Annotated in this window: 23 protein-coding genes, 1 tRNA gene and 1 pseudogene; 22 read left to right on the top strand and 3 right to left on the bottom strand. The window is 35.4% G+C overall.

Going from position 1 to position 25390, the window contains the following annotated elements:
* Nucleotides 1-46: 46 nt before the first annotated feature.
* The 11 genes and pseudogenes from polX (at nucleotide 47) to CRO45_RS04675 (ending at nucleotide 13798) form a co-directional block, all read left to right on the top strand.
* Nucleotides 47-1756 (top strand): DNA polymerase/3'-5' exonuclease PolX, encoded by a 1710-nt coding sequence (gene polX, locus CRO45_RS04725; protein ID WP_170949406.1) that lies wholly within the window; start codon nucleotides 47-49, stop codon nucleotides 1754-1756.
* A 42-nt stretch (nucleotides 1757-1798) separates the two neighbouring features.
* Nucleotides 1799-4165, top strand: coding sequence for an endonuclease MutS2 (locus CRO45_RS04720; protein ID WP_097148481.1), 2367 nt, complete (start codon nucleotides 1799-1801; stop codon nucleotides 4163-4165).
* A 57-nt stretch (nucleotides 4166-4222) separates the two neighbouring features.
* Nucleotides 4223-4636, top strand: coding sequence for a DUF350 domain-containing protein (locus CRO45_RS04715; protein ID WP_097148480.1), 414 nt, complete (start codon nucleotides 4223-4225; stop codon nucleotides 4634-4636).
* Nucleotides 4637-5027: 391 nt separating this feature from the next.
* Nucleotides 5028-6719, top strand: a complete 1692-nt coding sequence (locus CRO45_RS04710) for a long-chain-fatty-acid--CoA ligase (protein WP_097148479.1) — start codon at nucleotides 5028-5030, stop codon at nucleotides 6717-6719.
* Between the two features lie 171 nt (nucleotides 6720-6890).
* Entirely contained in the window at nucleotides 6891-7472 is a 582-nt protein-coding gene (locus CRO45_RS04705) for a TetR/AcrR family transcriptional regulator (protein ID WP_097148478.1), read from the top strand.
* 19 nt (nucleotides 7473-7491) lie between these two features.
* Nucleotides 7492-8265: an enoyl-CoA hydratase gene (locus tag CRO45_RS04700; RefSeq protein WP_097148477.1), complete on the top strand. Its 774-nt coding sequence runs from the start codon at nucleotides 7492-7494 to the stop codon at nucleotides 8263-8265.
* Nucleotides 8266-8285: 20 nt separating this feature from the next.
* Nucleotides 8286-9059: an electron transfer flavoprotein subunit beta/FixA family protein gene (locus CRO45_RS04695; RefSeq protein ID WP_097148476.1), complete on the top strand. Its 774-nt coding sequence runs from the start codon at nucleotides 8286-8288 to the stop codon at nucleotides 9057-9059.
* Nucleotides 9060-9088: 29 nt separating this feature from the next.
* Nucleotides 9089-10066 (top strand): electron transfer flavoprotein subunit alpha/FixB family protein, encoded by a 978-nt coding sequence (locus CRO45_RS04690; protein WP_097148475.1) that lies wholly within the window; start codon nucleotides 9089-9091, stop codon nucleotides 10064-10066.
* Nucleotides 10067-10220: 154 nt separating this feature from the next.
* Nucleotides 10221-10544 (top strand): annotated as a pseudogene (trxA, locus tag CRO45_RS04685) (thioredoxin); the annotation flags it as partial.
* Nucleotides 10545-10755: 211 nt separating this feature from the next.
* Nucleotides 10756-12546: an excinuclease ABC subunit UvrC gene (gene uvrC, locus CRO45_RS04680; protein ID WP_097148473.1), complete on the top strand. Its 1791-nt coding sequence runs from the start codon at nucleotides 10756-10758 to the stop codon at nucleotides 12544-12546.
* Nucleotides 12547-12574: 28 nt separating this feature from the next.
* On the top strand, nucleotides 12575-13798 hold the full coding sequence (locus CRO45_RS04675) for an aspartate kinase (RefSeq protein WP_097148472.1): 1224 nt from the start codon (nucleotides 12575-12577) through the stop codon (nucleotides 13796-13798).
* A 96-nt stretch (nucleotides 13799-13894) separates the two neighbouring features.
* On the opposite strand, the gene CRO45_RS04670 is transcribed toward CRO45_RS04675, so the two are convergent.
* Nucleotides 13895-14308, bottom strand: a complete 414-nt coding sequence (locus CRO45_RS04670; protein ID WP_097148471.1) for a YslB family protein — start codon at nucleotides 14306-14308, stop codon at nucleotides 13895-13897.
* A 263-nt stretch (nucleotides 14309-14571) separates the two neighbouring features.
* Between CRO45_RS04670 and CRO45_RS04665 the strand changes: the two genes are divergently transcribed.
* From CRO45_RS04665 to CRO45_RS04620, 10 genes are all read left to right on the top strand, one after another.
* Nucleotides 14572-15186 carry a succinate dehydrogenase cytochrome b558 subunit gene (locus CRO45_RS04665; RefSeq protein ID WP_097148470.1) on the top strand — a complete coding sequence of 205 codons (615 nt, stop codon included), beginning with the start codon at nucleotides 14572-14574 and terminating at the stop codon, nucleotides 15184-15186.
* Between the two features lie 49 nt (nucleotides 15187-15235).
* On the top strand, nucleotides 15236-16981 hold the full coding sequence (gene sdhA, locus CRO45_RS04660) for a succinate dehydrogenase flavoprotein subunit (RefSeq protein ID WP_097148469.1): 1746 nt from the start codon (nucleotides 15236-15238) through the stop codon (nucleotides 16979-16981).
* Between the two features lie 22 nt (nucleotides 16982-17003).
* Nucleotides 17004-17786, top strand: coding sequence for a succinate dehydrogenase iron-sulfur subunit (gene sdhB, locus CRO45_RS04655; RefSeq protein ID WP_097148468.1), 783 nt, complete (start codon nucleotides 17004-17006; stop codon nucleotides 17784-17786).
* Nucleotides 17787-18282: 496 nt separating this feature from the next.
* Nucleotides 18283-18726: an acyl-CoA thioesterase gene (locus tag CRO45_RS04650; protein WP_097148467.1), complete on the top strand. Its 444-nt coding sequence runs from the start codon at nucleotides 18283-18285 to the stop codon at nucleotides 18724-18726.
* A gap of 72 nt (nucleotides 18727-18798) precedes the next feature.
* Nucleotides 18799-19020 carry a helix-turn-helix domain-containing protein gene (locus CRO45_RS04645; protein ID WP_036186004.1) on the top strand — a complete coding sequence of 74 codons (222 nt, stop codon included), beginning with the start codon at nucleotides 18799-18801 and terminating at the stop codon, nucleotides 19018-19020.
* Between the two features lie 603 nt (nucleotides 19021-19623).
* Nucleotides 19624-20421, top strand: coding sequence for a glutamate racemase (gene racE, locus CRO45_RS04640; protein ID WP_097148466.1), 798 nt, complete (start codon nucleotides 19624-19626; stop codon nucleotides 20419-20421).
* Between the two features lie 159 nt (nucleotides 20422-20580).
* A complete protein-coding gene (gene rph, locus CRO45_RS04635) occupies nucleotides 20581-21330 on the top strand; it encodes a ribonuclease PH (protein ID WP_097148465.1) in 750 nt (249 codons plus the stop codon).
* A gap of 42 nt (nucleotides 21331-21372) precedes the next feature.
* Entirely contained in the window at nucleotides 21373-21966 is a 594-nt protein-coding gene (locus CRO45_RS04630) for an XTP/dITP diphosphatase (protein WP_097148464.1), read from the top strand.
* An 84-nt stretch (nucleotides 21967-22050) separates the two neighbouring features.
* The gene (locus tag CRO45_RS04625) at nucleotides 22051-22554 is read left to right on the top strand and encodes a metallophosphoesterase (protein ID WP_097148463.1); all 504 of its coding nucleotides are present in this window, start codon (nucleotides 22051-22053) and stop codon (nucleotides 22552-22554) included.
* Nucleotides 22555-22641: 87 nt separating this feature from the next.
* Nucleotides 22642-22715 (top strand) — tRNA-Arg (locus CRO45_RS04620).
* Nucleotides 22716-23052: 337 nt separating this feature from the next.
* On the opposite strand, the gene CRO45_RS04615 is transcribed toward CRO45_RS04620, so the two are convergent.
* Entirely contained in the window at nucleotides 23053-23310 is a 258-nt protein-coding gene (locus tag CRO45_RS04615; protein ID WP_097148462.1) for a hypothetical protein, read from the bottom strand.
* A gap of 224 nt (nucleotides 23311-23534) precedes the next feature.
* On the opposite strand from CRO45_RS04615, the gene CRO45_RS04610 reads away from it, so the two are divergent.
* Nucleotides 23535-24023, top strand: coding sequence for a DUF6241 domain-containing protein (locus CRO45_RS04610; RefSeq protein WP_097148461.1), 489 nt, complete (start codon nucleotides 23535-23537; stop codon nucleotides 24021-24023).
* Between the two features lie 347 nt (nucleotides 24024-24370).
* On the opposite strand, the gene CRO45_RS04605 is transcribed toward CRO45_RS04610, so the two are convergent.
* Nucleotides 24371-25231, bottom strand: coding sequence for a YitT family protein (locus CRO45_RS04605; RefSeq protein WP_097148460.1), 861 nt, complete (start codon nucleotides 25229-25231; stop codon nucleotides 24371-24373).
* Nucleotides 25232-25390 lie beyond the last annotated feature (159 nt).

Below are 25390 nucleotides of genomic sequence, written 5' to 3'. Positions count from 1 at the left end.
TTTAAGTCTAAACTATAGAAAAGCTGTACAAAGGAGGAGTCCGATTGTGAATAAAAAAATCATAATTAATACATTAGAAAGAATTGCACTTTTTCTAGAATTACAAGGAGAAAATCCTTTTAAAGTATCTGCGTTTCGTAAAGCAGCTGCAGCACTTGAGGCAGATCAAAGAAGTTTAAGTGAAATCGATGATATTACAAAAATAAAAGGTATCGGTAAAGGTACAGCTGCTGTAATAGATGAATTAATGGAAACTGGGGAATCCTCTCAACTAAAAGAGTTAGAAGAAAAAACTCCAAAAGGGCTAATTCCTCTAATGAAACTTCCGGGCTTAGGAGGTAAAAAGTTATCTAAGTTGTACCAAGAACTAGGTATTGATAGTGTTGATAGCCTACGAACTGCATGTGAAAATAAGGAAGTACAAAAGCTGGCTGGATTCGGGGCGAAAACTGAGGAAAAAATATTAAAAGAGCTAGAGCATTTTGGAGAACGAAGTGAAAGACATCCAATCTGGCAATTAGAGATGATTGTTCGTGATATTAATGATTTACTTAGTTCAATTCTAGAAGTAAAACAATTTTCAGTAGCAGGTAGTTTTAGACGTGTGAATGAAATGAGTAAAGATTTAGATTTTGTAATCTCTACTGAATCTAGAGAAATCGTGAAGGAAAAAATTTTAAAGGATCTAGCAGTTAAGGAAATCGTAGCTGATGGTGATACAAAAGTATCCGTTGTGCTAAATATTGACGATGCAATTAATGTTGATTTCCGTTTAGTTAGTCCAGAAGAATATGTAACTACACTAAATCATTTCACAGGGTCAAAAGATCATAATGTGAAAATGCGTCAGCGAGCAAAAGAACAAGATAAAAAAATTAGTGAATATGGTGTGGAACAACCTGATGGAACAGTAAAGACGTTCAATTCAGAAAAAGCATTTTATGCTCATTTTGATTTGCCATTTATTCCGCCGACATTACGTGAAAGTGGTCAAGAGTTAGAACGACTTGAAGAAATCCCACATTTAGTTACTATTGATGATATTGTTTCGGACTTACATTTGCATACGACATGGTCTGACGGTGCCCATTCTATTCAAGAAATGGGAGAAGCATTAATTGATCGAGATTATACCCATGCTGTCATTACAGACCATTCGCAATATTTGAAAGTAGCAAACGGATTAACTCCAGAACGTCTTTTAAGACAAAGACAAGAAATTTACGCATTTAATGACGAAAATCCAGAGTTTCGTTTATATGCAGGTACAGAGATGGATATTTTACCAGATGGTTCCCTCGATTTTGATGATGATGTACTAAAAAGCTTAGATTTCGTCATTGCATCAATTCATTCGAGCTTTTCACAATCACAAGATAAGATAATGGGCCGCTTATATACAGCAATCCAAAATCCATATGTTCATATGATTGCTCACCCAACAGGTCGAATTATTGGGGAGCGTAACGGTTATAACCCTGATGTACCGATATTAATTGAATGGGCTGCTGAATACGGAAAGATTTTAGAATTAAACGCAAGTCCGTATCGTCTTGACTTATGCGTTGAACATTTAGCTTTGGCCATGGAGTACAATGTACCGATCGCAATAAACACTGATGCCCATGCAATTGAACAGTTACGTTATATGAAACTAGGCACAGAGTATGCGCAAAAAGCATGGTTGAAAAAAGATTTAGTTGTAAATACATGGTCGAGAAAAGATTTTGAAACTTTTATATATAAAAACAAGTAGATAGTATTGTCGAATTCGAATTAGATTGGAGAGTGTTCATAAATGATCGCGCAACGAGCATTGAAAACACTAGAATACAATAAAATAATTGCCCAAGTTGCAAGTCTTTGTACTTCTTCAATAGGAAAATCACAGATTGAGCAACTAATACCAGAAACAGATTATGAAAAAGTAGTTGAACTACTCGATGAAATGGACGAAGGTCTATCCATTTTACGTGTAAAAGGAAACGTCCCTATGGGTGGAATATTTGATGTTCGTCCTCATGCGAAACGTGCTCAAATTGGCGGGATGCTTAGCGGTATGGAACTAATGGAAATCGCTAGTACAATTAGAGCAAGTCGCATACTTCGAAACTTCATTGAAGAAATACAAGAAGAAAATGAAATAGAAATTCCACATTTCATAGAACGAAAAGAACAAATGCCTGTTCTTACTGCTTTACAACATGAGATAAATGACTGCATCGATGAAAACGGAATGGTGATGGATTCAGCAAGTAGCACTTTACGTTCAATTCGACAATCTTTAAGATCTGAGGAAGCAAAGGTTAGATCTAAATTAGAAAGTTTAACACGTGGGTCAAATGCAGCGAAGATGCTTTCTGACTCAATTGTGACTATTCGTAATGACCGTTTCGTAATTCCAGTAAAACAAGAATATCGAAGTCATTATGGTGGGATTGTTCATGATCAATCATCTTCTGGACAAACGTTATTTATTGAACCAGAAGCAATTGTGCAACTGAACAATGAAATTCAACGCCTAAAAGTGAAAGAACAAGTAGAAATTGAAAAGATCTTATTAGAACTTTCAGCAAAAGTACAAGAAGTGAGTCATGATTTATTTGTTCTTGTTCACTTGTTAGGAGAAATGGATGTCATTTTAGCAAAGGCTAAATATGGACAATTAAATAAATGCACAAAACCAACAATGAATAAAGAAGGTTATATTCGCCTTATACGTGCAAGACATCCTTTAATTCCAAGAGAAGAGGCTGTTCCTAATACAATTGAATTTGGAAAAGATATTACAGCGATTGTAATTACAGGACCAAATACAGGTGGTAAAACTGTAACACTTAAAACTGTCGGACTATGTACTTTAATGGCACAAGCTGGGCTTCCTATACCAGCGCTCGATGGTTCTGAGCTTGCTGTTTTTGAACAACTCTTTGCCGATATTGGTGATGAACAGTCGATTGAACAATCCCTATCTACATTCTCATCACATATGGTGAATATTGTAGATATTTTAGGAAAGTTCGATTCAAATTCACTCGTTATTTTTGATGAGCTTGGTGCGGGAACCGATCCTCAAGAAGGGGCAGCCCTAGCTATATCAATTTTAGATGAAGTGGTTGACCGCGGTGCTCGTGTCATGGCAACTACTCACTATCCAGAACTAAAAGCATATGGATATAATCGACCAGGTGTCGTAAACGCTAGTGTGGAATTTGATGTTGAAACATTAAGTCCTACTTATCGATTACTAATCGGCGTACCAGGGCGTTCAAATGCTTTTGAAATCTCTAAAAGACTGGGTTTAAAAGATACTATAATACAAAGAGCAAAATCATTTACTGGTACAGACCGTCATGAAGTGGAATCGATGATTGCTTCTTTAGAAGAATCTAGACGTCGCTCAGAACGAGAAGCAGAAGAAGCACATGTATTGTTAGAAGAAGCTCAGAACTTACACAAAGAGCTTGAAGCGAAAATTAAAACATATGATGAGAAAAAAGAAAGCTTAGAGAAGAAAGCGAAAGAAAAAGCTCGAAAAATTGTAGATGAAGCGAAAGCGGAAGCTGAAAAGGTAATTGCTGAATTACGGAAAATGAGAGAAAATGCAAGCCACCTTGTTAAAGAACACGAGCTCATTGAAGCGAAAAAACGATTGGATGAAGCTGCACCAGCTGAAAATCCTGTTTTGAAAAAACAAGCACAAATTCGTGAAAGAGCTCAAAACCTTTCTGTTGGCGATGAAGTAAAAGTAATTAGCTATGGTCAGAAGGGTGTACTTGTGGAAAAAGTAGGTGACCATGAGTGGGTTGTTCAAATTGGTATTTTGAAAATGAAACTTGAAGAATCCGACCTTGAATATGTAAAACCGGAAAAACAAAAACAAACTGTTACTATGGCGAACATAAAAAATAGAAACTCACATGTGAAGCTAGAATTAGATTTACGTGGCGAACGTTACGAAGATGCTATTCTTAGAACAGAAAAATATATTGATGATGCCTTGCTCGCAAATTACCATCGTGTTTCAATAATTCATGGAAAAGGGACAGGCGCTTTACGTCAAGGGATTCAAGAATTTTTAAAGAAACATAAGAGAGTTAAGTCGTTCCGATATGGAGAAGCCGGTGAAGGTGGATTTGGTGTAACTGTAGTAGAATTAAAGTAAAAAAGCTGTGTGCAGTAAGGTATATATTTTACTGCAAATCGAAAAGGGGATGACAAATTGCAAAATTCAAGCTTTTGGGATCATCCGGTAGTTGAAACCGCAGGATATTTCAGTGTGGTAATTCTTTGTTTAATTGTGTCAATGATTTTATTTGAACTTGTTACGAAATATAAAAACTGGGAAGAAATTAAAAAAGGAAACGTTGCAGTTGCTCTTGCTACTGGTGGTAAAATATTAGGAGTATGTAATATTTTTCGATACTCAATTGAACGTCACAATTCTTTATTAGAAATGCTTGGATGGGGATTATTTGGGTTCTTACTACTCATTTGTGCATACTTCTTATTTGAGTTTTTAACACCGCGCATTAACGTTGATGAAGAAATTGCAAAGGATAATCGTTCTGTTGGACTTATCTCATTTACCATTTCATTGGGATTATCCTTTGTAATTGGGGCTAGTATTATTTAGGAGCGATTGTATGGAAAAGTTAGCGAAAGTTCTTATTATTGTCTGTATATTATTCGTATTAGTAGGTGTCTATTATATGGTCACTGTATAGTATTCAATAATTAATAATTTTTTCAAAATCTAAAGTTAGTAAATAGTGTAAACAACTATTTACTAACTTTTTTATTTTGGATAAATTTAGCTCTAATATTATATTGGGATAATTAAATGGTAGGATTTCTTTTTATAAATCATATAATAAATTCTATTAATTTCGAGTCAATTAGATAGAATATTTGTGCATTTTCTAGCGAATTAATGAAAATTTAGTAAAAATGTAGTTGATATACAAATCTTTTTCAATTATAATAAATTCAGAAAATTGAATTTTCTGAACAAAGGGGAGATGTTCATGTCGGAGAAAGTTTGGCTTTCGCAGTATCCAGATGAGATACCAACCACACTAACGTATGAAGATATGCCTATACAAGACTTACTGACTAGAGCTTACAAGAAAAACCCAGGCAAAATTGCGATTCATTTTATGGGGAAGGAAATGAATTACAAAGAACTCTATGAATCTTCACTCAAATTTGCAAATTACTTACGGGATCTAGGGGTGGAAAAAGGTGACAGAGTAGCAATTATGCTACCAAACTGTCCGCAAGCAGTAATTGCTTATTTTGGGACTTTGTATGCTGGAGGAATTGTCGTTCAAACAAATCCGCTATATACAGAGCGGGAACTTCAGTATCAAATGGCGGATTCAGGTGCAAAAGTAATTTTAGCAATGGATATTTTATATCCAAGAGTGATGAAGGTAATTAAAGAAACAAAAATTGAAAACGTTATCATAACGGGTATTAAAGATTATTTACCATTCCCAAAAAACTTAATTTATCCATTTATTCAAAAAAAGCAATACGGATTTAGTGTAAAAGTTGAACACAAAGGTATAAATCACCTATTCACAGAAATCATGCGTGTAGCACAAGCAAATTCAATTGAGAATGTTGTATTTGAAGAAGATGATATTGCTTTACTACAGTATACAGGTGGTACAACAGGCTATCCAAAAGGGGTTATGTTAACACATAAGAATTTAATCGCAAATACGAAAATGTGTGATGCATGGTTGTATCAATGTGTTGAAGGTGAAGAAGTTGTTCTTGGCATGCTTCCATTTTTCCACGTATATGGTATGACAACGGTATTGTTATTAACGGTATTGAAAAATAATAAGATGGTCTTATTACCAAAGTTTGATGTGGAAACAGCATTGAAAACAATCGATAAACAAAAACCAACTCTGTTCCCAGGTGCACCAACGATGTATATTGGGCTATTAAATCATCCTGATCTGTCGAAATATAATTTATCTTCCATTAAGGCATGTATAAGCGGGTCTGCTCCATTACCTGTAGAGGTTCAAGATAAATTTGAAGAACTTACTGGTGGAAAACTTGTTGAGGGTTATGGTTTAACTGAGACGTCCCCTGTTACACATGCGAACTTTATTTGGGGTAAACGTGTAAAAGGGTCAATTGGTGTTCCATGGCCAAATACTGATGTAGTCATTTTACAATCTTCCGATGGAACGATTTTACCGCCAAGAGAAATTGGTGAAATTGCAGTGAAAGGCCCACAAGTGATGAAAGGTTACTGGAATAGACCAGAGGACACGGCAATGTCGTTTTCTGATGGATGGTTCTTAACTGGTGATATTGGTTATATGGACGAGGAAGGGTACTTCTATGTAGTCGATCGTAAAAAAGATATCATTATCGCTGGAGGATTTAATATTTACCCGAGAGAAGTTGAAGAAGTGTTATATGAACACGATGCGGTTCAAGAATGTGTAGTAGCTGGTATTCCAGATCCTTACCGTGGAGAAACGGTAAAAGCATATATTGTTCTTAAGGAAGGGAAAACAGTTACAGAGGAAGAATTAAATCAGTACTGTCGACAAAATTTAGCGGCATATAAGGTACCTCGTTTCTATGAATTCCGAAAGGAATTACCGAAAACCGCTGTAGGTAAAATTTTACGTCGCTCATTAATTGATGAAGAAAAGGCAAAGGCGGTGCAATTACAAGTAAAATAATCGTTTTGAAGTGTTGACAGAAAATTAAATAAACTATAATATGAAAACATGAATGAATCATCATTCATTTTATGTTTTCGTATTTTTTTTGCATAAAAATTCTACAATAGCATCATTATTTGCTAATTATGAATTTTGCAAATGACAATGATTTTTAATGGCGGTGTAAGTATGAATCGTGATAAACCGAAATATAAACAAATAGTGGATGCAGCTGTAATTGCGATTGCTGAAAGTGGCTATCATCAAGCGCAAGTTTCAAAAATTGCAAAACAAGCAGGTGTGGCGGATGGAACTATTTATTTATATTTCAAAAATAAAGAAGATATATTAATCTCAGTGTTTCAAGAGAAAATGGGGGTTTTCGTAGAAAGTTTAACTGAGATTACTCAAAAGGATAAAACTCCGATTGAAAAATTGTCTAAGATGATCGATAACCATTTTCAAGTTTTAGCTAACGATCACCACCTTGCAACTGTGACACAGTTAGAGTTGAGACAGTCAAATAAAGAAATCCGTATGAAAATAAATATGATTCTTAAAGAATATTTAAAATTACTAGATGAAATATTAATTGAAGGTATGACTAAGGGTGATTTTGATCCAACGATGGATGTTCGTGTTGCTAGACAAATGGTATTTGGAACAATCGATGAAAACATTACAACATGGGTGATGAATGAGTTTCGATATGATTTACTGGAAAGTGCACCAAAAGTGAAGAAATTATTGTTAAATGGTCTAAAAGGATAAACATAAAGGGGACTAGAGAATGGAATTTCTAACTTGGAAAATTGAAGAAAAAGTTGCTGTCGTAACAATTAATCGACCACCGGCAAATGCATTATCAAGACAACTAATACTTGAAGTAAATGAGATGTTAAACGCCTTCGAACATGATGAATCTGTTAGAGTCATTTTGATTCACGGTGAAGGCCGATTCTTCTCAGCAGGTGCTGATATTAAGGAATTTACAGAAGTTACTTCAGGTGAAGAATTTTCTAAATTAGCAGCACAGGGGCAAGAAGTTTTTGAAAGACTTGAATCTTTTCCAAAGCCGATTATTGCATCAATACACGGTGCAGCATTAGGTGGGGGACTAGAACTGGCGATGAGTTGTCATATACGCTATGTAGCTGAAGATGCAAAACTTGGTTTACCAGAGTTAAGTCTAGGACTAATTCCTGGATTTGCTGGATCTCAGCGATTACCGAGGTATGTAGGAACAGCAAAGGCTGCTGAAATGCTCTTTACTAGCGAACCAATTACGGGTAGCGAAGCTGTTCAATATGGACTAGCTAACAAAGCCTTTCAAAATGAAGAGCTGTTACAAAAATCGACGGAACTAGCTAAAAAGATAGCTGAAAAGAGTCCAATTGCTCTAAAAGCTGCCATTCAAATGCTTCAATATAGTAAAGATGCTTCTTATTACGAAGGGGTTAAAGCGGAAGCAGAAAGTTTCGGAACGGTATTTGTTTCAGAAGATGCAAAAGAGGGAATTCAAGCTTTCATTGAAAAACGCAAGCCAAATTTCACGGGCAAATAATTTGAATAGGGGGTATATAAATGAACATTTACGTATTAGTTAAACGTACATTTGATACGGAAGAAAAAATCGTTATTTCAGGTGGGAAAATTCAAGAAGATGGTGCTGAATTCATCATCAACCCATACGATGAGTATGCGATAGAAGAAGCAATTCAAGTAAGAGATGCTAAAGGTGGAAAAGTAACCGTTGTAACTATTGGCGGTGAAGATGCCGAGAAACAACTTCGTACTGCTCTTGCAATGGGTGCTGATGAAGCTGTTCTAATTAATACTGAAGATGATTTAGATGAACTAGATCAAACAACTGCGGCTTACATTCTAGCAGAATATTTAAAAGATAAAGAGGCTGACTTAATACTTGCTGGGAATGTCGCAATTGATGGTGGCACTGGTCAAATTGGTCCACGTGTAGCTGATTTACTAAATATTAATTACGTTACAACGATTACGGATTTAGAAATTAACGGAACAGACGTAAAAATCGTTCGTGATATTGAAGGTGATTCAGAAGTAATTGAAACTAAATTGCCTTTATTAGTAACAGCTCAGCAAGGATTAAATGAGCCTCGCTATCCGTCATTACCAGGTATTATGAAAGCTAAGAAAAAGCCACTTGCAGAATTAGAATTAGATGATTTAGATATCGATGAAGATGATATTGAACTAAAAATTGAAACGGTTGAAGTCTACTTACCGAAGCAAAAAAATGCTGGCCGCATTTTAGCAGGGGATGTTAAGGATCAAGTAAAAGAGTTAATTCAACTACTTCATTCAGAAGCAAAAGTAATCTAATAGGCTAGAAGGGAAACGGAGGGATACACATGTCTAAAAAAGTATTAGTATTAGGCGAAGTTCGTGAAGGGGTTATTCGTAACGTATCGTATGAATCGATTGCAGCAGCAAAACAAATTGCTGATGGTGGAGAAATTGTTGGTTTACTTTTAGGTGATAGTGTTTCAAGTTTAGCACCAAATTTAATCGCTTATGGAGCAGATCGTGTAGTAACAGTGGAGCATCCACATTTGAAATCTTATACTTCAGACGGTTATAGCCAAGCAATTCTAGCAGTTTATGAAAAGGAAAAGCCAGAGGCGATTGTCATTGGTCATACATCATTAGGAAAAGATTTATCACCAAAAATATCATCTAGATTAAAATCAGGTTTAGTTTCAGATGTTACAGAAATTGAAGGTTCTGGCGACAGCGCATTATTTATTCGCCCAATCTATTCTGGAAAAGCATTTGAAAAGGTAAAAGTAAAAGAAGGAATTGTATTTATTACGATTCGTCCAAATAACATTGCACCACTGGAAAAAGATGCTTCCCGTTCTGGATCAGTTGAGTCACCTGCAGTGGAAATTACGAATTTACGTACAATTATTAAAGAAGTAATTCGTAAAACAACTGAAGGTGTCGATCTTTCGGAGGCGAAAGTTGTTGTAGCTGGTGGACGTGGAGTGAAATCTGAAGAAGGTTTCGAACCATTAAAAGAGTTAGCAAACTTATTAGGTGGAGCGGTTGGTGCATCCCGCGGAGCATGTGATGCAGACTACTGTGACTATTCACTACAAATTGGTCAAACAGGTAAAGTAGTTACTCCAGATCTTTATATTGCTGCTGGTATTTCTGGTGCTATTCAACATTTAGCAGGTATGTCAAACTCAAAAGTAATCGTAGCTATCAACAAAGATCCGGAAGCAAATATTTTCAAAGTTGCGGATTACGGAATTGTAGGGGACTTATTTGAAGTTATTCCGTTAATGATTGAAGAAATTAAAGCATTAAAAGTGGGATCTTAATATTATCATGTGGCTCTACTATAGATTTATAGTAGGGCTTTTTATTTTCATGAATGTTAAATTGTTGTAAACATTTTGTGCTTTTTTCAGTTCACTTTACTACCTCTCTTTTTTTTAGCATGCTATACTACATTAAGATGTTAGATTTAAGGAGGTTATGAAAATGGCAATTGTAAATGTAACAGATCAAAACTTTAACGAAGAAATCGCTAATGGCGTTGTATTAGTAGACTTTTGGGCTACTTGGTGTGGACCTTGTAAAATGATCGCACCTGTTCTAGAAGAAATTGACGCTGAAATTGGTGACCAAGTGAAAATCGCAAAATTAGACGTTGATAATAACCAAGCAACTGCTGCTGAATATCAAGTAATGTCGATTCCAACTTTACTTTTATTTAAAGATGGTCAACAAGTTGGTAAAACTGTAGGCTTCCAACCAAAAGAAGCATTATTAGAATTTATCAATAGCCATAAATAATTTGAAAAGAACCGAGTGCAATTGTGCTCGGTTTTTTATTTTTGACCATTTAACGAGTACAAAAAGGCGTTAATCATGAGTACTAATTGTCTAGTTTACAATCACTGAATCCTCCACGAAAAATAAAACAATTACAACTTATAAGAATTTTCCTCGCATTTGTACTCTCAAACACCTTATAATATTGAAAAACCCAATTTAGGTGATTGTCATGAATGAAAACATTCAAAATAAATTAGCCATTTTACCTGATGAGCCTGGATGTTATTTAATGAAAGATCGACAAGGCACCATCATTTATGTAGGTAAGGCGAAAATTTTAAAAAACCGTGTTCGTTCTTATTTCACTGGATCCCATGACGGTAAGACTCAAAGACTTGTGAGTGAAATTGAAGATTTTGAATACATCATTACTTCAAGTAATTTAGAAGCACTAATTTTAGAATTAAATTTAATTAAACTTCATGATCCAAAATATAACGTTATGTTAAAGGACGATAAAACGTATCCTTACATAAAAATTACGAACGAAAAGTATCCACGCGTCCTCATTACAAGAAAAGTTAAAAAAGATAAAGCAAAGTATTTTGGACCATACCCAAATGCTGGTGCAGCGAATGAGACTAAAAAATTACTAGATCGTATTTATCCATATCGAAAATGCACTAAACTACCAGATCGGGTTTGTCTATATTACCACCTTGGTCAATGTTTAGCTCCATGCGTAAAAGATATTGAATCCAAAGTGTTTGATGAAATGACTGAAGAGATTTCAAAGTTCCTTCATGGAGGATATGAGGAAGTTAAAGAAAATCTTGAAAAGAAAATGTTCGATGCTGCAGAAAACCTAGAATTTGAACGTGCAAAGGATTTACGTGATCAAATCCAGCACATTGAAACGGTTATGCAAAAGCAAAAAATGGTTACTGGAGACATGTCAAATCGTGATGTGTTTGGCTATGCAGTAGAAAAAGGATGGATGTGTGTACAAGTATTTTTTGTACGCCAAGGTAAATTAATAGAGCGAGACGTATCAATTTTTCCTATCTATCAAGACCCAGAAGAAGAGTTCTTAACATTTGTAGGACGATTCTATGATATTCCAGAACATATTAAACCGAAAGAAATCTTTATTCCAAATGATATGGATAAAACAATTCTTGAGAAACTACTCGAGGTAAAAGTTTATACTCCAAAACGAGGTTCAAAAAAGGAACTAGTCGATTTAGCGATGAAAAACGCGCAAATTGCAGTTCATGAGAAATTCCAATTGATAGAACGACAAGAAGAAAGAACAATCGGCTCTTGTGAACAATTAGGAGATGCTATGAATATAGCAACGCCACTACGAATTGAAGCATTTGATAATAGTCATATGCACGGGACTGATGCAGTTTCAGCAATGGTCGTTTTTATTGACGGAAAACCTTCGAAAAAAGAGTATCGTAAATATAAACTTAGGGAAACAGGAGCACATGATGATTATGGTGCTATGCAAGAAGTAATACGACGTAGGTACACGCGGGTTCTAAAAGAAAATCTTCCATTACCTGATTTAATTATTATTGATGGTGGAAAAGGGCAGATGGAAGTTGCCCGTGAAGTGATTGAAGATGAGTTAGGGTTATACATACCCATAGCTGGACTTGCGAAAGATGAAAAGCATAATACTTCTCAACTATTATTTGGAGAACCACCTGTTCCAGTAGAAATGAAACGTACAAGTGATGGATTTTATTTATTGCAACGAATTCAAGATGAAGTTCACCGTTTCGCAATTACGTTTTTAAGACAGCAGCACCAAGCCCATGCAATTCAATCAGTACTCGATGAAATTGAAGGAGTTGGGCCAAAACGTAAACAGCAATTACTAAAACATTTTGGGTCTGTTAAAAAAATTCGTGAAGCATCCGTTGAACAATTACAACAAGCAAAAATACCGAAGAAACTTGCAGAAGCAATTTATGAACATTTTCATAAAGAATCAGAACCAAAAGAATAGTTGTGTAGTAGATGGAGGGGGAAATTATATGTCAAAGATTGTTATTAAGTTAGATGAACATACTTTTGCATCACCTGATCGAATTGAACGAATTACAAAAAAAATTATTAATGAGAAAAATAATGGTTTTGAAGTTGTCGTAGTTGTTCCATTTATCCATTTAATTGATGAGAAATTAAGACAATACGCATTTACACTTTCGGAAAACCCTATACAAAGGGAATTAGATTCAATCCGCTCTACGAATACCCAAATTACAAGTAGTTTACTAACTATCGCACTTAATAAACGTGGTTATAATGCTGTATCTTTAACAGGTTGGCAAGCGGGAATTTCTACAATCACTCCAAACCGTAATGTTCTAATCGAACATATTGAAAGTGAGAATATTTTATCTCATTTACGTAATGGGGAAATCACAATTATTGCAGGTGGTCAAGGAATAGATGAAAACAATAATATTACCCTGCTAGGAGAAGGCGGAGTTGAAACAACTGCTGTCGGTGTGGCAGTTGCAATCGATGCTGAAAGAGTGGAAATTTATACCAATGAAACTGGTGTTTTCACAGCCGATCCGAAAATCGTAAAAGATGCACATCAAATAAAACAAATGTCTTATGATGAAATGTTAGAATTGTCTCTATTAGGTTCAAAAATTATTCATCCCCGTGCAGTAGAATTAGCGAAAAAGTATAATATGACAATTGTGATTGGCTCAAGTACTGAGAATGTACCAGGTACAGTTATTAAGGGAGAGGTTGAGATGGAGAGAAATTTAATTGTTCGCGGAATTGCTTATGAAACAGATATCATTCGACTAACTGTAGGTTATGATTCATATGAGCAAGCATCATTGGCAAGCTTATTTACAACTTTAGCTGATAATAATATAAACGTTGATATAATTGTTCAAGCTGTTATTGATGGCGTGAAGCCTACTGTTTCGTTCTCTATTGATAAAGAAGTTTTTGCTGAAGCAATAAAAGTTCTTGAAATGAATAAACAATTATTAGGATTTAGTTTTGCAGATTTCGAAGTTGGATTAGCGAAGGTATCAATTGTTGGTTCTGGCATGGTCTCTAATCCTGGTGTAGCTGCCCGTATGTTTGATCGATTAAAAAATGAACAAATTCAGGTGAAAATGGTTAGCACTTCTGAAATTAAAGTGTCAGTAGTTGTACCTCAAGATGATATGGTTCGCGCAGCAAATGCGCTGCATGATGAATTTAACTTAGTTGAAGAACTTGTTTAGAATATTGTTAAATGAATGACTAAAAAGAAAAACGAACTACTATACTTAGCAATTAGCTAAAAGTAGTTCGTTTTTTATATTGCAAGGATTTAAACCTTAACCTATCTTTTCTTTCGTATCCCATTTAACAGTAAATTGGACAACTGATTGTTTTTCTTTTTTCTCATCATAGCATTCTGTTAAACAACCTTTAAAACATTGGATTTGTTCAGCGATAAAGCCAGCTTCCATTCGAAACTTCCGATTTTTAATATTTAGTAAATCTGGATCGCTTGTAAGTTGAAAAATATAGCCGTCTTTCATTTCTTTTTCAATAGATAGTGTTCCCCAACCTGCATCTTCAAAAAATGAAATAATTAGCTGAATATCACTACATGGGAATTTTCTTGCTATATCCTTTCCTACCCAATATAAAACATCATCTGCATGTTTTCCTAGAATTGTAGATAGAGCATAATCTCTTATTATTTCATAACCAAATGCTGGGACAGATTTATTTTGAGATGTCATAAAAATATATTACCTCTTTCTTTTACAAAACGTATTCATATTAATAATACGCAACTGATAGTATGGATTTGCAAAAAGTATTTGTCTAAAATATGTATAAAAAATTAGAAGTTGCCTTGACGGTCCTTCAGGTTGGGAGTACAATGGACATGTCATAATATTGTAACATGATAAGATATGCAGTCAATATTTAAGCGGTTTCAAAAACGCTAAAAATCAACTATTGACTACTATTTTAAATGTACTTGAGGGGGGTAATAGTCTTGTCGAAGAATCATGAGTTTTATTGGCGCCGCTTTCATTCTCTACTAGGAATTATTCCTGTAGGATTGTTCTTGTTGGTGCACTTTTCAATCAACTTCACTGCTACTCAAGGAGTAGAAGCCTACAATAATGCTGCTGGAATGATGGAGTTAATCCCACATTGGCTATTGTTAATTGTTGAGTGGGTAGTTATCTACATACCATTATTATTCCACGGATTATACGGTGTGTATATTGCCTTTACAGCAACGAACAATGTACAGCGCTTTGGCACATTCCGTAACTGGATGTTTGTATTACAACGTTTCACAGGTATCTTCCTAGTTGTATTCATTGCGTGGCATATTTTCCAAACTCGTATCCAAAAAGCGCTTGGGGCTGAAGTTAACTTTGACATGATGGCTGAAATTGTAGCAAATCCATTAATGTTAGCATTCTACATTGTTGGTATTTTAGCTGCAACATTCCATTTATCAAATGGTATTTGGTCATTCTTAGTGAGCTGGGGTATTACACAATCTCCAAAATCACAAAAAGTTGCTACATATGTAACAATGGTATTCTTTGTAGTATTCAGTGTTGCTTTCGTGGCCGCAATTCTTGCGTTCGTATAAATAGTTTGGTAGAACATCAACAGTAAATTTTGAGGAGTGAGGAATAATCATGGCGAAAAGCAAAATTATCGTCGTAGGTGGCGGATTAGCAGGTTTAATGGCAACAGTAAAAGCTGCTGAAGAAGGCACTGAGGTAGAATTATTCTCATTAGTTCCCGTAAAACGTTCACACTCTGTTTGTGCTCAAGGCGGAATTAATGGAGCGGTTAATACAAAAGGTGAAGGGGATTCTCCATGGATCCACTTTGATGATACAGTATACGGTGGGGATTTCTTAGCAAACCAACCACCTGTAAAAGCAATGTGTGATGCCGCACCTGGAATCATTCATCTATTCGACCGTATGGGTGTTATGTTTAACCGTACACCAGAAGGTTTACTTGACTTCCGTCGTTTCGGTGGTACATTACATCACCGTACAGCATTCGCTGGTGCGACTACTGGTCAACAATTACTTTATGCATTAGATGAGCAAGTTCGTCGTCATGAAGTTGCTGGATTAGTAACTAAATACGAACACTGGGAATTCCTTGGAGCTGTTCTTGACGATGAGGGAGTTTGTCGCGGTATCGTAGCTCAAAATATGCAAACAGAAGAAATTCAAGCATTCCGTGCAGATGCTGTAATTATGGCAACTGGTGGTCCTGGTATTATCTTCGGTAAATCTACAAACTCAGTGATTAACACGGGTTCTGCAGCATCAATTGTTTACCAACAAGGTGCTACATATGCAAACGGTGAATTCATTCAAATTCACCCAACAGCGATTCCTGGAGATGACAAAAACCGTTTAATGTCAGAATCTGCTCGTGGTGAAGGTGGACGTATTTGGACTTACAAAGATGGTAAGCCATGGTATTTCTTAGAAGAAAAATATCCAGCATACGGAAACTTAGTACCACGTGATATTGCAACTCGTGAAATCTTTGATGTATGTGTTAACCAAAAATTAGGTATTAACGGTGAAAACGTAGTTTACCTAGATCTTTCACATAAAGATCCACATGAATTAGATATTAAACTTGGTGGTATTATCGAAATCTACGAAAAATTCGTAGGTGATGACCCACGTAAATTACCAATGAAAATCTTCCCAGCAGTTCACTACTCAATGGGTGGTTTATGGGTAGATTACGATCAAATGACTGAAATTCCTGGTCTATTTGCAGCAGGTGAATGTGATTACTCACAACATGGTGCAAACCGTTTAGGTGCAAACTCATTATTATCAGCGATTTATGGTGGTTCAGTAGCTGGACCAAATGCTGTTAAATATGTTAAAGGCTTGAAAAAACATGCGGAAGATCTTCCACAATCTCTATATGATGCTCGTGTTAAAGAAGAGCAAGAGAAATGGGACAATATCCTTAAAATGGATGGAACTGAAAACGCATACTTATTACACAAAGAACTTGGCGAGTTAATGACAGATAACGTTACAGTAGTTCGTTATAACGACAGACTTGAAAAAACTTATGACAAACTTACTGAAATGTTAGAGCGTTGGGAAAACATCAACATTAACGATACTCAAAAATGGAGTAACCAAGGTGCTCACTTCACTCGTCAATTGAAAAATATGTTATATCTTGCTCGTGTTATTACTAAAGGAGCACTTTTACGTAACGAATCACGTGGAGCACACTATAAACCAGACTTCCCAGAACGTGATGATGAGAACTTCTTAAAAACAACAATGGCGAAGTTCAATCCACAAACTGGTGAACCTGAAATTAGCTACCAAGAGGTAGACGTTTCATTAATTCCACCACGTAAACGTGACTATTCTTCATAAATCATAAAGGGGGTCATTAATCATGACAACAGCCGTGGGAACGACTGGAAGAACGGTTAAACTTGAAATCCTACGTCAAGACCGTCAAGGTGAATCTACACGTTGGGAAAAATTCGAAGTTCCTTACCGTCCTGGTATGAATGTTATCTCAGCATTAATGGTAATACAACAAAATCCAGTTACAGCTGATGGTCAAAAGACTTCTCCTGTAACTTGGGACATGAACTGTCTAGAGGAAGTATGTGGCGCTTGTTCGATGGTTATTAATGGACGTCCACGTCAATCATGTTCTACGTTAGTTGATCAATTAGAACAACCAATTCGTCTTGAGCCAATGAAAACTTTCCCAGTAGTTCGTGACTTACAAGTAGACCGTAGTCGTATGTTTAACGCACTTAAGAAAGTAAAAGCATGGGTTCCAATTGATGGTACGTATGATTTAGGTGAAGGACCTCGTATGCCAGAACGTAAACGTCAATGGGCTTACGAATTATCTAAATGTATGACTTGTGGTGTATGTATGGAAGCATGTCCAAACGTATCGGAAAGTTCTTCGTTCATCGGACCAGCTCCACTTTCACAAGTACGTCTATTCAATGCGCATCCAACTGGTGCAATGACTAAAGACGAACGTTTAAACGCAATTATGGGTGATGGAGGGCTTGCAAACTGCGGTAACTCACAAAACTGTGTAGCTGCATGTCCAAAAGGTATTCCATTAACAACTTCAATTGCTGCTTTAAACCGTGCTACTACTGTTCAAATGTTCCGTAACTTCTTCGGATCTGACCATATGGTAGACTAATAAAATTCGGTGTTAACACTTTTAACAAAGTTTTAATCTTATAGAAGGACATCTTCGTCAAACTTTTTTGACTTTAGATGTCCTTCTTTTCATTTCTTGCATAAACTGAAGTGTATAGTGAAACACCAATCATTGGCGTTTCGTAAATTATTTGGTGCCCGCAAGCAAAGGATCTTGAAGAACAAGCACTAGAGGTGAATAAGAAGTAGTCCAGTGAAAGGTGATTTTATTCTATAACCAATCTTTGTGGTAGTATTTGTCACTCCCGCATAACAACTTTTTATATTTGTTATGTGGAAGTAAAAGGACAGTTGCACACGAATTCTCATGAAGTTGGATATCCTTACTTTTACATTCTCAGTATAATAATTAGCTGTAAGTAGATATAAAGTTCAAATTATATTACAAAAGCATCAAGGAGAATTCATTCCACTTGTAGAAGATAAATTAAATCACACTAATATCTATCTATAAATTACAAAGGGGATGTAGAAATATGCGAGCAAATTATATTAATAATCCAATTGAGTGGGAAAAAGAATTTAATTTTCATATTGAAGTAAAGGTTCGTTTTTCAGAAACAGACATGTATGGTCATTTAAACAATACAATTCCATTTGTTTATTTTGAGGAAGCACGTATCGAATATTTCAAACATATTGGTTATTATGACTGGTCTACAACTGATTCTGAAAAAATTATTGTTGTTGCTGATCTTCAATGTGACTTTTTAAAACAAGTTTATTTTGATGAAACTCTCAAAATCTATGTTAAAGCTGCACATGTTGGGACATCTTCAGTAGACGTACACTATTTAGCCAAAAATTCGGAAGACCAAACAGTTTTCACTGGCCGTGGTGCTGTTGTTCAAATTAATAAATCAACAGGAAAGGGAACCCCTTGGACAGAAAAAGAAAAAATAATATTGCATGGGAAATAGTGAAAATGCCCTCACGCACCCTATACTTCCAACATACTTTACATAGAAGAGGAGATAGGAGGGTGTTGCCTTATGAATAGCCCGCAGCATCGTTCGCTTTTGACGAAAAGAGAACGTGAAATTTTCCAACTATTAATATTAGATTATACAACCAAGGAAATTTCGCAAAAGCTGAATATTAGCGAGAAAACGGTGCGTAATCATATTTCAAACACGATTCAAAAACTAGGTGTATCAAGTAGATCGCAGGCATTGATTGAATTGCTGAGGCTAGACGAATTATCATTACATTGATTGGATACTTGCTATTTACAATAAAACACTTCAAAATAGGATTAACTTCATTTTTAAAATGTTCACCATGATAAGGAGAGGCCCTCTAATTGAATGGTGTTTAGTCTATAATGCTTTTCAACTAGTATTTAGACAATGAAGTATTGTGTCTTGTCTAAATTTGAACACTTTTGGTATTTTACAAAAGCGTTTGATATCAGAATTAGACTTCAAGAAGTGTAATATAAAGCAAGGTGAAATTCATTAATTTTAAAGAAACAATGTTTCTTAAAAATCCAACGAAAATTAATTCATGATAAATCAATCCAAAAAGCACAAGATCAAAATATTGCAAAATAACATTTAATCTGGCTTTGAATCGGGCAATATGAAAATCGGGATGCTTTCACTAAAAAAAACTTATTGAAATGACAAACCGAGATTGATTATGAAATGATAAGATTTAGTAGTGCATATATGAATCATATAGCTGCTAATATTTCGAAATTTTAAAAGCAACATATAATTTAAACAAGAATACATCTAATGAAAAAGATTTGAGAATTCTTTTTTAGAATTCTCTTATCTATTTCATTATGTAAAGGTTAGGATCGAGGCGGTTTTATGAATGCCCCTATTGGCGTAATTGATTCTGGGGTTGGTGGTTTAACTGTAGCAAAAGAAATATTGAAAGTTTTACCACAAGAAACAATTTATTATATTGGAGATACTGCAAGATGTCCATATGGACCAAGAACGAAACAAGAAGTGCGGACATTTACATGGCAAATGGCGAAAGCTTTACAACGTATGAATATAAAAATGTTAGTCATTGCTTGTAATACAGCTACTGCTGTTGCATTAGAAAGCTTGCAGAAACATCTACCAATTCCTGTAATAGGAGTCATTAATCCAGGTGCAAGAGCCGCTGAGAAAAAGACGAAACGAAATGAAATCGTTGTATTGGCTACAGAAGGAACGATCAAGAGTGGAGCGTATGAAAATGCACTACTTTCTTTAAGTTCGAAGGCGAAAATAATTCCTCTTGCTTGCCCAACATTCGTGCCCCTCGTTGAAAGCGGGGAGTACGACGGGCAATTTGCATTCGACTTAGTAGCTAAAGGACTAAAGCCACTAGCGAAGGAAAAATTTGATACAGTTATTTTAGGTTGTACTCATTACCCAATTTTACAGCATCATATAGAAAAGGTTGTTGGACCGGAAGTTACTGTACTATCTTCTGCAGAAGAAACAGCAAAAGAAGTAGGTGAATGGTTATCGTATAATAACCAACTAAATATCAGTGGTGAATTACCACAGCATATTTTTCATACAACAGGTTCTGTACCGATTTTCCGTATGATTGCAGAAAAATGGTTAGAAAAAGACTTTCTAGATATTCGACGTATTAAATTATATTAGTTTTTGGTGTTTTAAATGAAATAGGACCAATATTATTGGTTGAAATTGTGCCTGGTACGAGTGTGTACTAGGCACGATTTTATCTTTAATAACGATGAATAAGAAAAGCGATAAAATGTGATTTCTTTTTGATATTCGAAGTGTTTAGGAGGACAAGCTATGAGTAGACATGATGGACGTGAAACAAACGATTTAAGAACCGTATTAATGGAACCAAATTATTTAATGCATCCGGAAGGTTCTGTACTGATTCAAGTTGGAAATACAAAAGTAATTTGTACAGCAACAATAGAGGATAAGGTTCCAGGTTTCTTACGGGGTCAAGGGAAAGGTTGGATTACTGCCGAGTACTCCATGTTACCAAGAGCTACAGCTGAAAGAACGCAACGCGATGCAACTCGTGGAAAAATAAATGGCCGCACAATGGAAATACAACGCTTAATTGGACGAGCTTTACGATCAATAGTTGATTTAGGGGCACTTGGCGAAAGAACGTTATGGGTTGATTGTGACGTTATTCAAGCGGATGGAGGCACACGCACAGCATCTATTACTGGAGCATTTGTTGCCTTAACCCAAGCACTTGCAAAGATACATGAATCGAAACCATTTTCAAAATTCCCTGTTACAGACTTCCTAGCAGCAACGAGTGTCGGTATTATTGATGAAATTGGCCCAGTATTGGACTTAGACTACGTTGAAGACTCTTCTGCTATGGTAGATATGAACCTAATTATGACTGGCAGTGGGCGCTTTGTTGAAATTCAAGGAACTGGAGAAGAAGCTACATTTTCTCGTGAGGAATTAAATAATATGCTTACATTAGGCGAAGAGGGAATTTCAAAGTTAATTACAATACAAAAAGAAGTACTTGGTGAAACAGCGAATTTAGTAGGATATGTAAAATAGCTTTTATTTATAGTTTAAATCGTATTATTAGGAGGATATAAAATGCAACAAGTTGTCATCGCAACAAAGAATAAAGGAAAAGCAAAAGATTTTGAAGCACTATTTACTCCACTTGGCTTTGAAGTGGTAACTATGTTTGAAGTAGCGCCTGATATGGAGATTAAAGAGACAGGAACAACCTTTGAAGAAAACGCTATTTTGAAGGCAGAAACCCTTTCTAGCGCTTTAGGTAAGCTTGTCATTGCTGATGATAGTGGGCTTGCTGTAGACGCATTAGGAGGGGAACCAGGGGTATACTCTGCCCGTTATGCAGGTGATCATGATGATGAAGCAAACATTGTAAAAGTGTTGGAAAAGTTAGAAGGCGTTCCTGAAGCTAAACGTACTGCTCGTTTTTGCTGTGCATTAGCAATTGCAGGTCCAAACATGGAGACTTTTACGGTTTTTGGAACATGTGAAGGCGTTATTTTAACTGAAAAACGTGGTACAAATGGTTTTGGCTATGACCCAATTTTTTATGTTCCTGAACTAGGCCGAGCAATGGCAGAATTAACACCTGAAGAAAAAGGCGCGATTTCACACCGAGGAAATGCAATCCGAAAATTAGCAGAAGAACTACCAAATTTACTGAAATAGTTTCTTGGAGAACATAGGGGATGGGTGTTTACAAGGGGCAAATTTGATTACCATTTATGATTTGAAGAAATAGGCGGTGAATGAATGAAACTTTTAGTAATGAGTGATACACACGGAGATGCAGAAGTGATTCTAAGAGTGCGTGAAAGACATCCTGATATCGATACAATCATACATTGTGGGGATAGTGAACTACCTTTTGATCATGAGTATCTAGCCGATGTAAAGCGCGTACGCGGTAATTGTGATCGTGATAACCGATATCCTGAAGAAGAGTTGTTTATTCTATCAGATAAGAAAATCTTTGTAACACATGGTCATTTATTTAACGTAAAATCCACAACAATGAATTTGTATTATCGTGCAAATGAGCTTGAGGCAGATGCAGTCTTTTTTGGCCATTCGCATGTATTAGGTTGCGAACTTTTGGATAACGTATTATTTGTGAACCCTGGGAGTTTATTAAAACCTAGAGGACTGGAAGAAAAAAGTTATGTAATAGTGGAGTTTGCTGCTGATGAGTCGATTGTGACAGGCTACACTGACAATGGAGATAAAATTTTCTCAAAAAGGTTAAAATTATTTTAAATATTTTTTTCAAAAAGTGTTGACACTTTCATTTTTTCTAGATATAATAAAACTTGTCTTTAAGAGAAATAATCTCTTGAAAGTCATGTCTCAGTAGCTCAGCTGGATAGAGCATACGCCTTCTAAGCGTACGGTCGGGGGTTCGAATCCCTCCTGGGACGTAATAGGAATAGGGTTCAAGCCTTTAGGAATAAGGGTTTGAGTAAGTTAGGGATAGAGTCGGGGCTTCGGTCTGGTGGACTTTATCCCTTTTTTTCACCCTGTAATTTTATTAGACCGAGATCATCTTCTGCAATAAATTGTATTCAATACAACTACAATTGCAAATCCAATCGAAACTCCTTCAATTAGTTTCATCAGTAAGTAATACAATCCAAAATGATATTAGTCTACTGCACTTAGATAAGACCATAAATTGTAAGCAACACTAATAGCTAAAGATGGCAACGATATAACAAAGAACATTGTCACGTAAAGATAGCATACTAATCAATTCTTTCAAACGATTTTAAGCGATTGTAATACTCTTTTCATTCCGTAATAAATTACGTTTAAAACTACCGTTAATGCAACCCCTACTTTAAATGATTCACTCAAAGAGAATATAGTACCGCCAATTATATGAAAAATCCCAAAGTGAGCCTCATTAGGGTCGAATGAGTACATAAAAAGTGACCAATTATAAACAACACCAGCAACGAAAGAAAATAACGATAGAATCAAGAACATTGGTGCGTTCTTATAAAGATATTGCAAACCGCTTCATTCCTTTTTGTATTCTATTTGCGATATATTCTACGAAAATATTACAAATATGTAAAGCATAATAATATACGTTATATGCAGTTATATAACTAAATTCCTTTTCAGTAACTATTAAAGTGGAATTCATTATTATCAAAATCTTGACATTTAAGTTAAGTTGAATAAAATACTAAGTGAATACAAGTAATGCAAGAGTGTATTCGAAAGGGGTTACTATGAAGAAGATTCTTACAATTGTATTATCGGCTGTTTTAGTTGCTGGCGTTGGTTTCTTGTCGGTGTATTTTTACGAAAGTGATTTCGCACAAGCTAAAAAAGTTGAAACGTCTATTGTAGATAATTTCGATATTAGTAATGTAGATGTCAATATTGACTTTATTGAACCACTTTCAGAAGATAGCTTCCAATCGAGATTACACCAAATGACGCACCAAAAAGTAAGTGCTGACGAAAAGTGGGGTAGTATCGAAATCACGCCAAAATCAGTTGCGATTATGGTTGCCTTATTGGAAAGGGACGGCGGAACATATAAAGAAGAAGATTTCTATTGGGAAGTTCTAAACGATTGGAAAGTAGGTAACTTTTCAAATGCCGTTCATGTTCATAATACAATATGGAATTGGCACAACGGAACAGTAAGCGAAGCAAAACGATTATTCACGCCCGATGAAGAAGAAAAGTTCGTATTAAATAACTTTAGATAAGGGCTAAATGCCCTATTTTTTTTATTTGATAATTAAGATTAAGAAGGTGTATCTATTTGAAAAATTTAATTTTTAGTTTAGTAGGTACTTCCTTAATTTCGTTTACAGGATTTGGCTTCGTTTCAATTTAGATAAAAATGAAGATAGCGTTGCAACAGCTTCCGAAAATATAGAAGCTAATGATAATAGGTTACTATCAATTAGGAATGCTTGACGATTTAGTTCAAAAAGGCGGTTATATGTTAGAAGAAGTACTTCGTAACAATCCAAATTAAATAGATTAAAAAAGGAATACCGACTAGCGAGTATTCCTTTTTTATGTTCAAGTCACTGATCTCTGTATAACCCTAACTATAATATTTCGGTATAGAGAATCCACGTCCAAGTATTTCAGAAGCATTAAGGAATACGACAAATGAATTCGGCTCTTGTTCATTCAAAACTTTTTTCAAATAGATTGCCTCTTGTTGCTCCACTACACATAAAATCATAGTTTTCTCTTTGTTTGAGTAACCACCAATAGAACGGACTTTCGTTAACCCCCGATCAATTTCTTCCTCAATTATGGATTGTATTTGTTCCTCGTGTTCCGTAATAATTAGGACAAGTTTTGATGGCGAAGTTTGTAGTTGAACGAAGTCAATAACCTTACTTGTTACGAAAATTGCAATCATAGCATATAAAGCTAATTCCAAATTAAATACAAGAGCAGAAGCAAATACTACAAAACCATCTACGATTAACTGGGAGTACCCACTTGAGATTCCAGTATATTTTTTAAGTATTTGGGCAACTGTTGCTAATCCGCCTGTAGAGCCGTTTCCACGGTATACAATACCGAGACCTACCCCTAATAGGATACCTCCGTAGATTGCGGCAAGTAGAGGATTATCAATTTTAAATGGAATATCTGCACTAAGCCAAATTGTAAAAGGTACGAAAAACGTCCCGACTAACGTCTTTAAACTAAAGTCCTTCCCAAGGAGGATCAATCCAATAAAAAATAACGGGATATTAATCAACCATTGTACATAAGCAGGATTAAATTGATACAGTTCATACAGAATCGTACTTATCCCTGATACTCCACCAGCTGCTAGCTTAGCCGGTAAGAAAAATATATTGTAAGCTAGCCCAACTAACACCGACCCAAAAATAACGGAAATATATTCAGTAACTAGTTTCTTATTATGTTTTAATCTATTCATTTTTAATTTAACCTTTCTGAAAATGCTTGTTGTATATAACATAAAAATAATAATATATCTTCTTGTAATAATAAAGGAAGCTCTTAAAAAATGTTGGGATAAATAGTGTGTTATTTATTTTCAATGCAATTTTCATAATGCTGAATAGAGCGCTTGCTA

Origin of the sequence: Ureibacillus acetophenoni, assembly GCF_900220965.1 — a bacterium.
In the GTDB taxonomy this organism is placed as follows: Bacteria; Bacillota; Bacilli; order Bacillales_A; family Planococcaceae; genus Ureibacillus; species Ureibacillus acetophenoni.
This window is presented reverse-complemented; position numbering and strand designations above follow the sequence as displayed.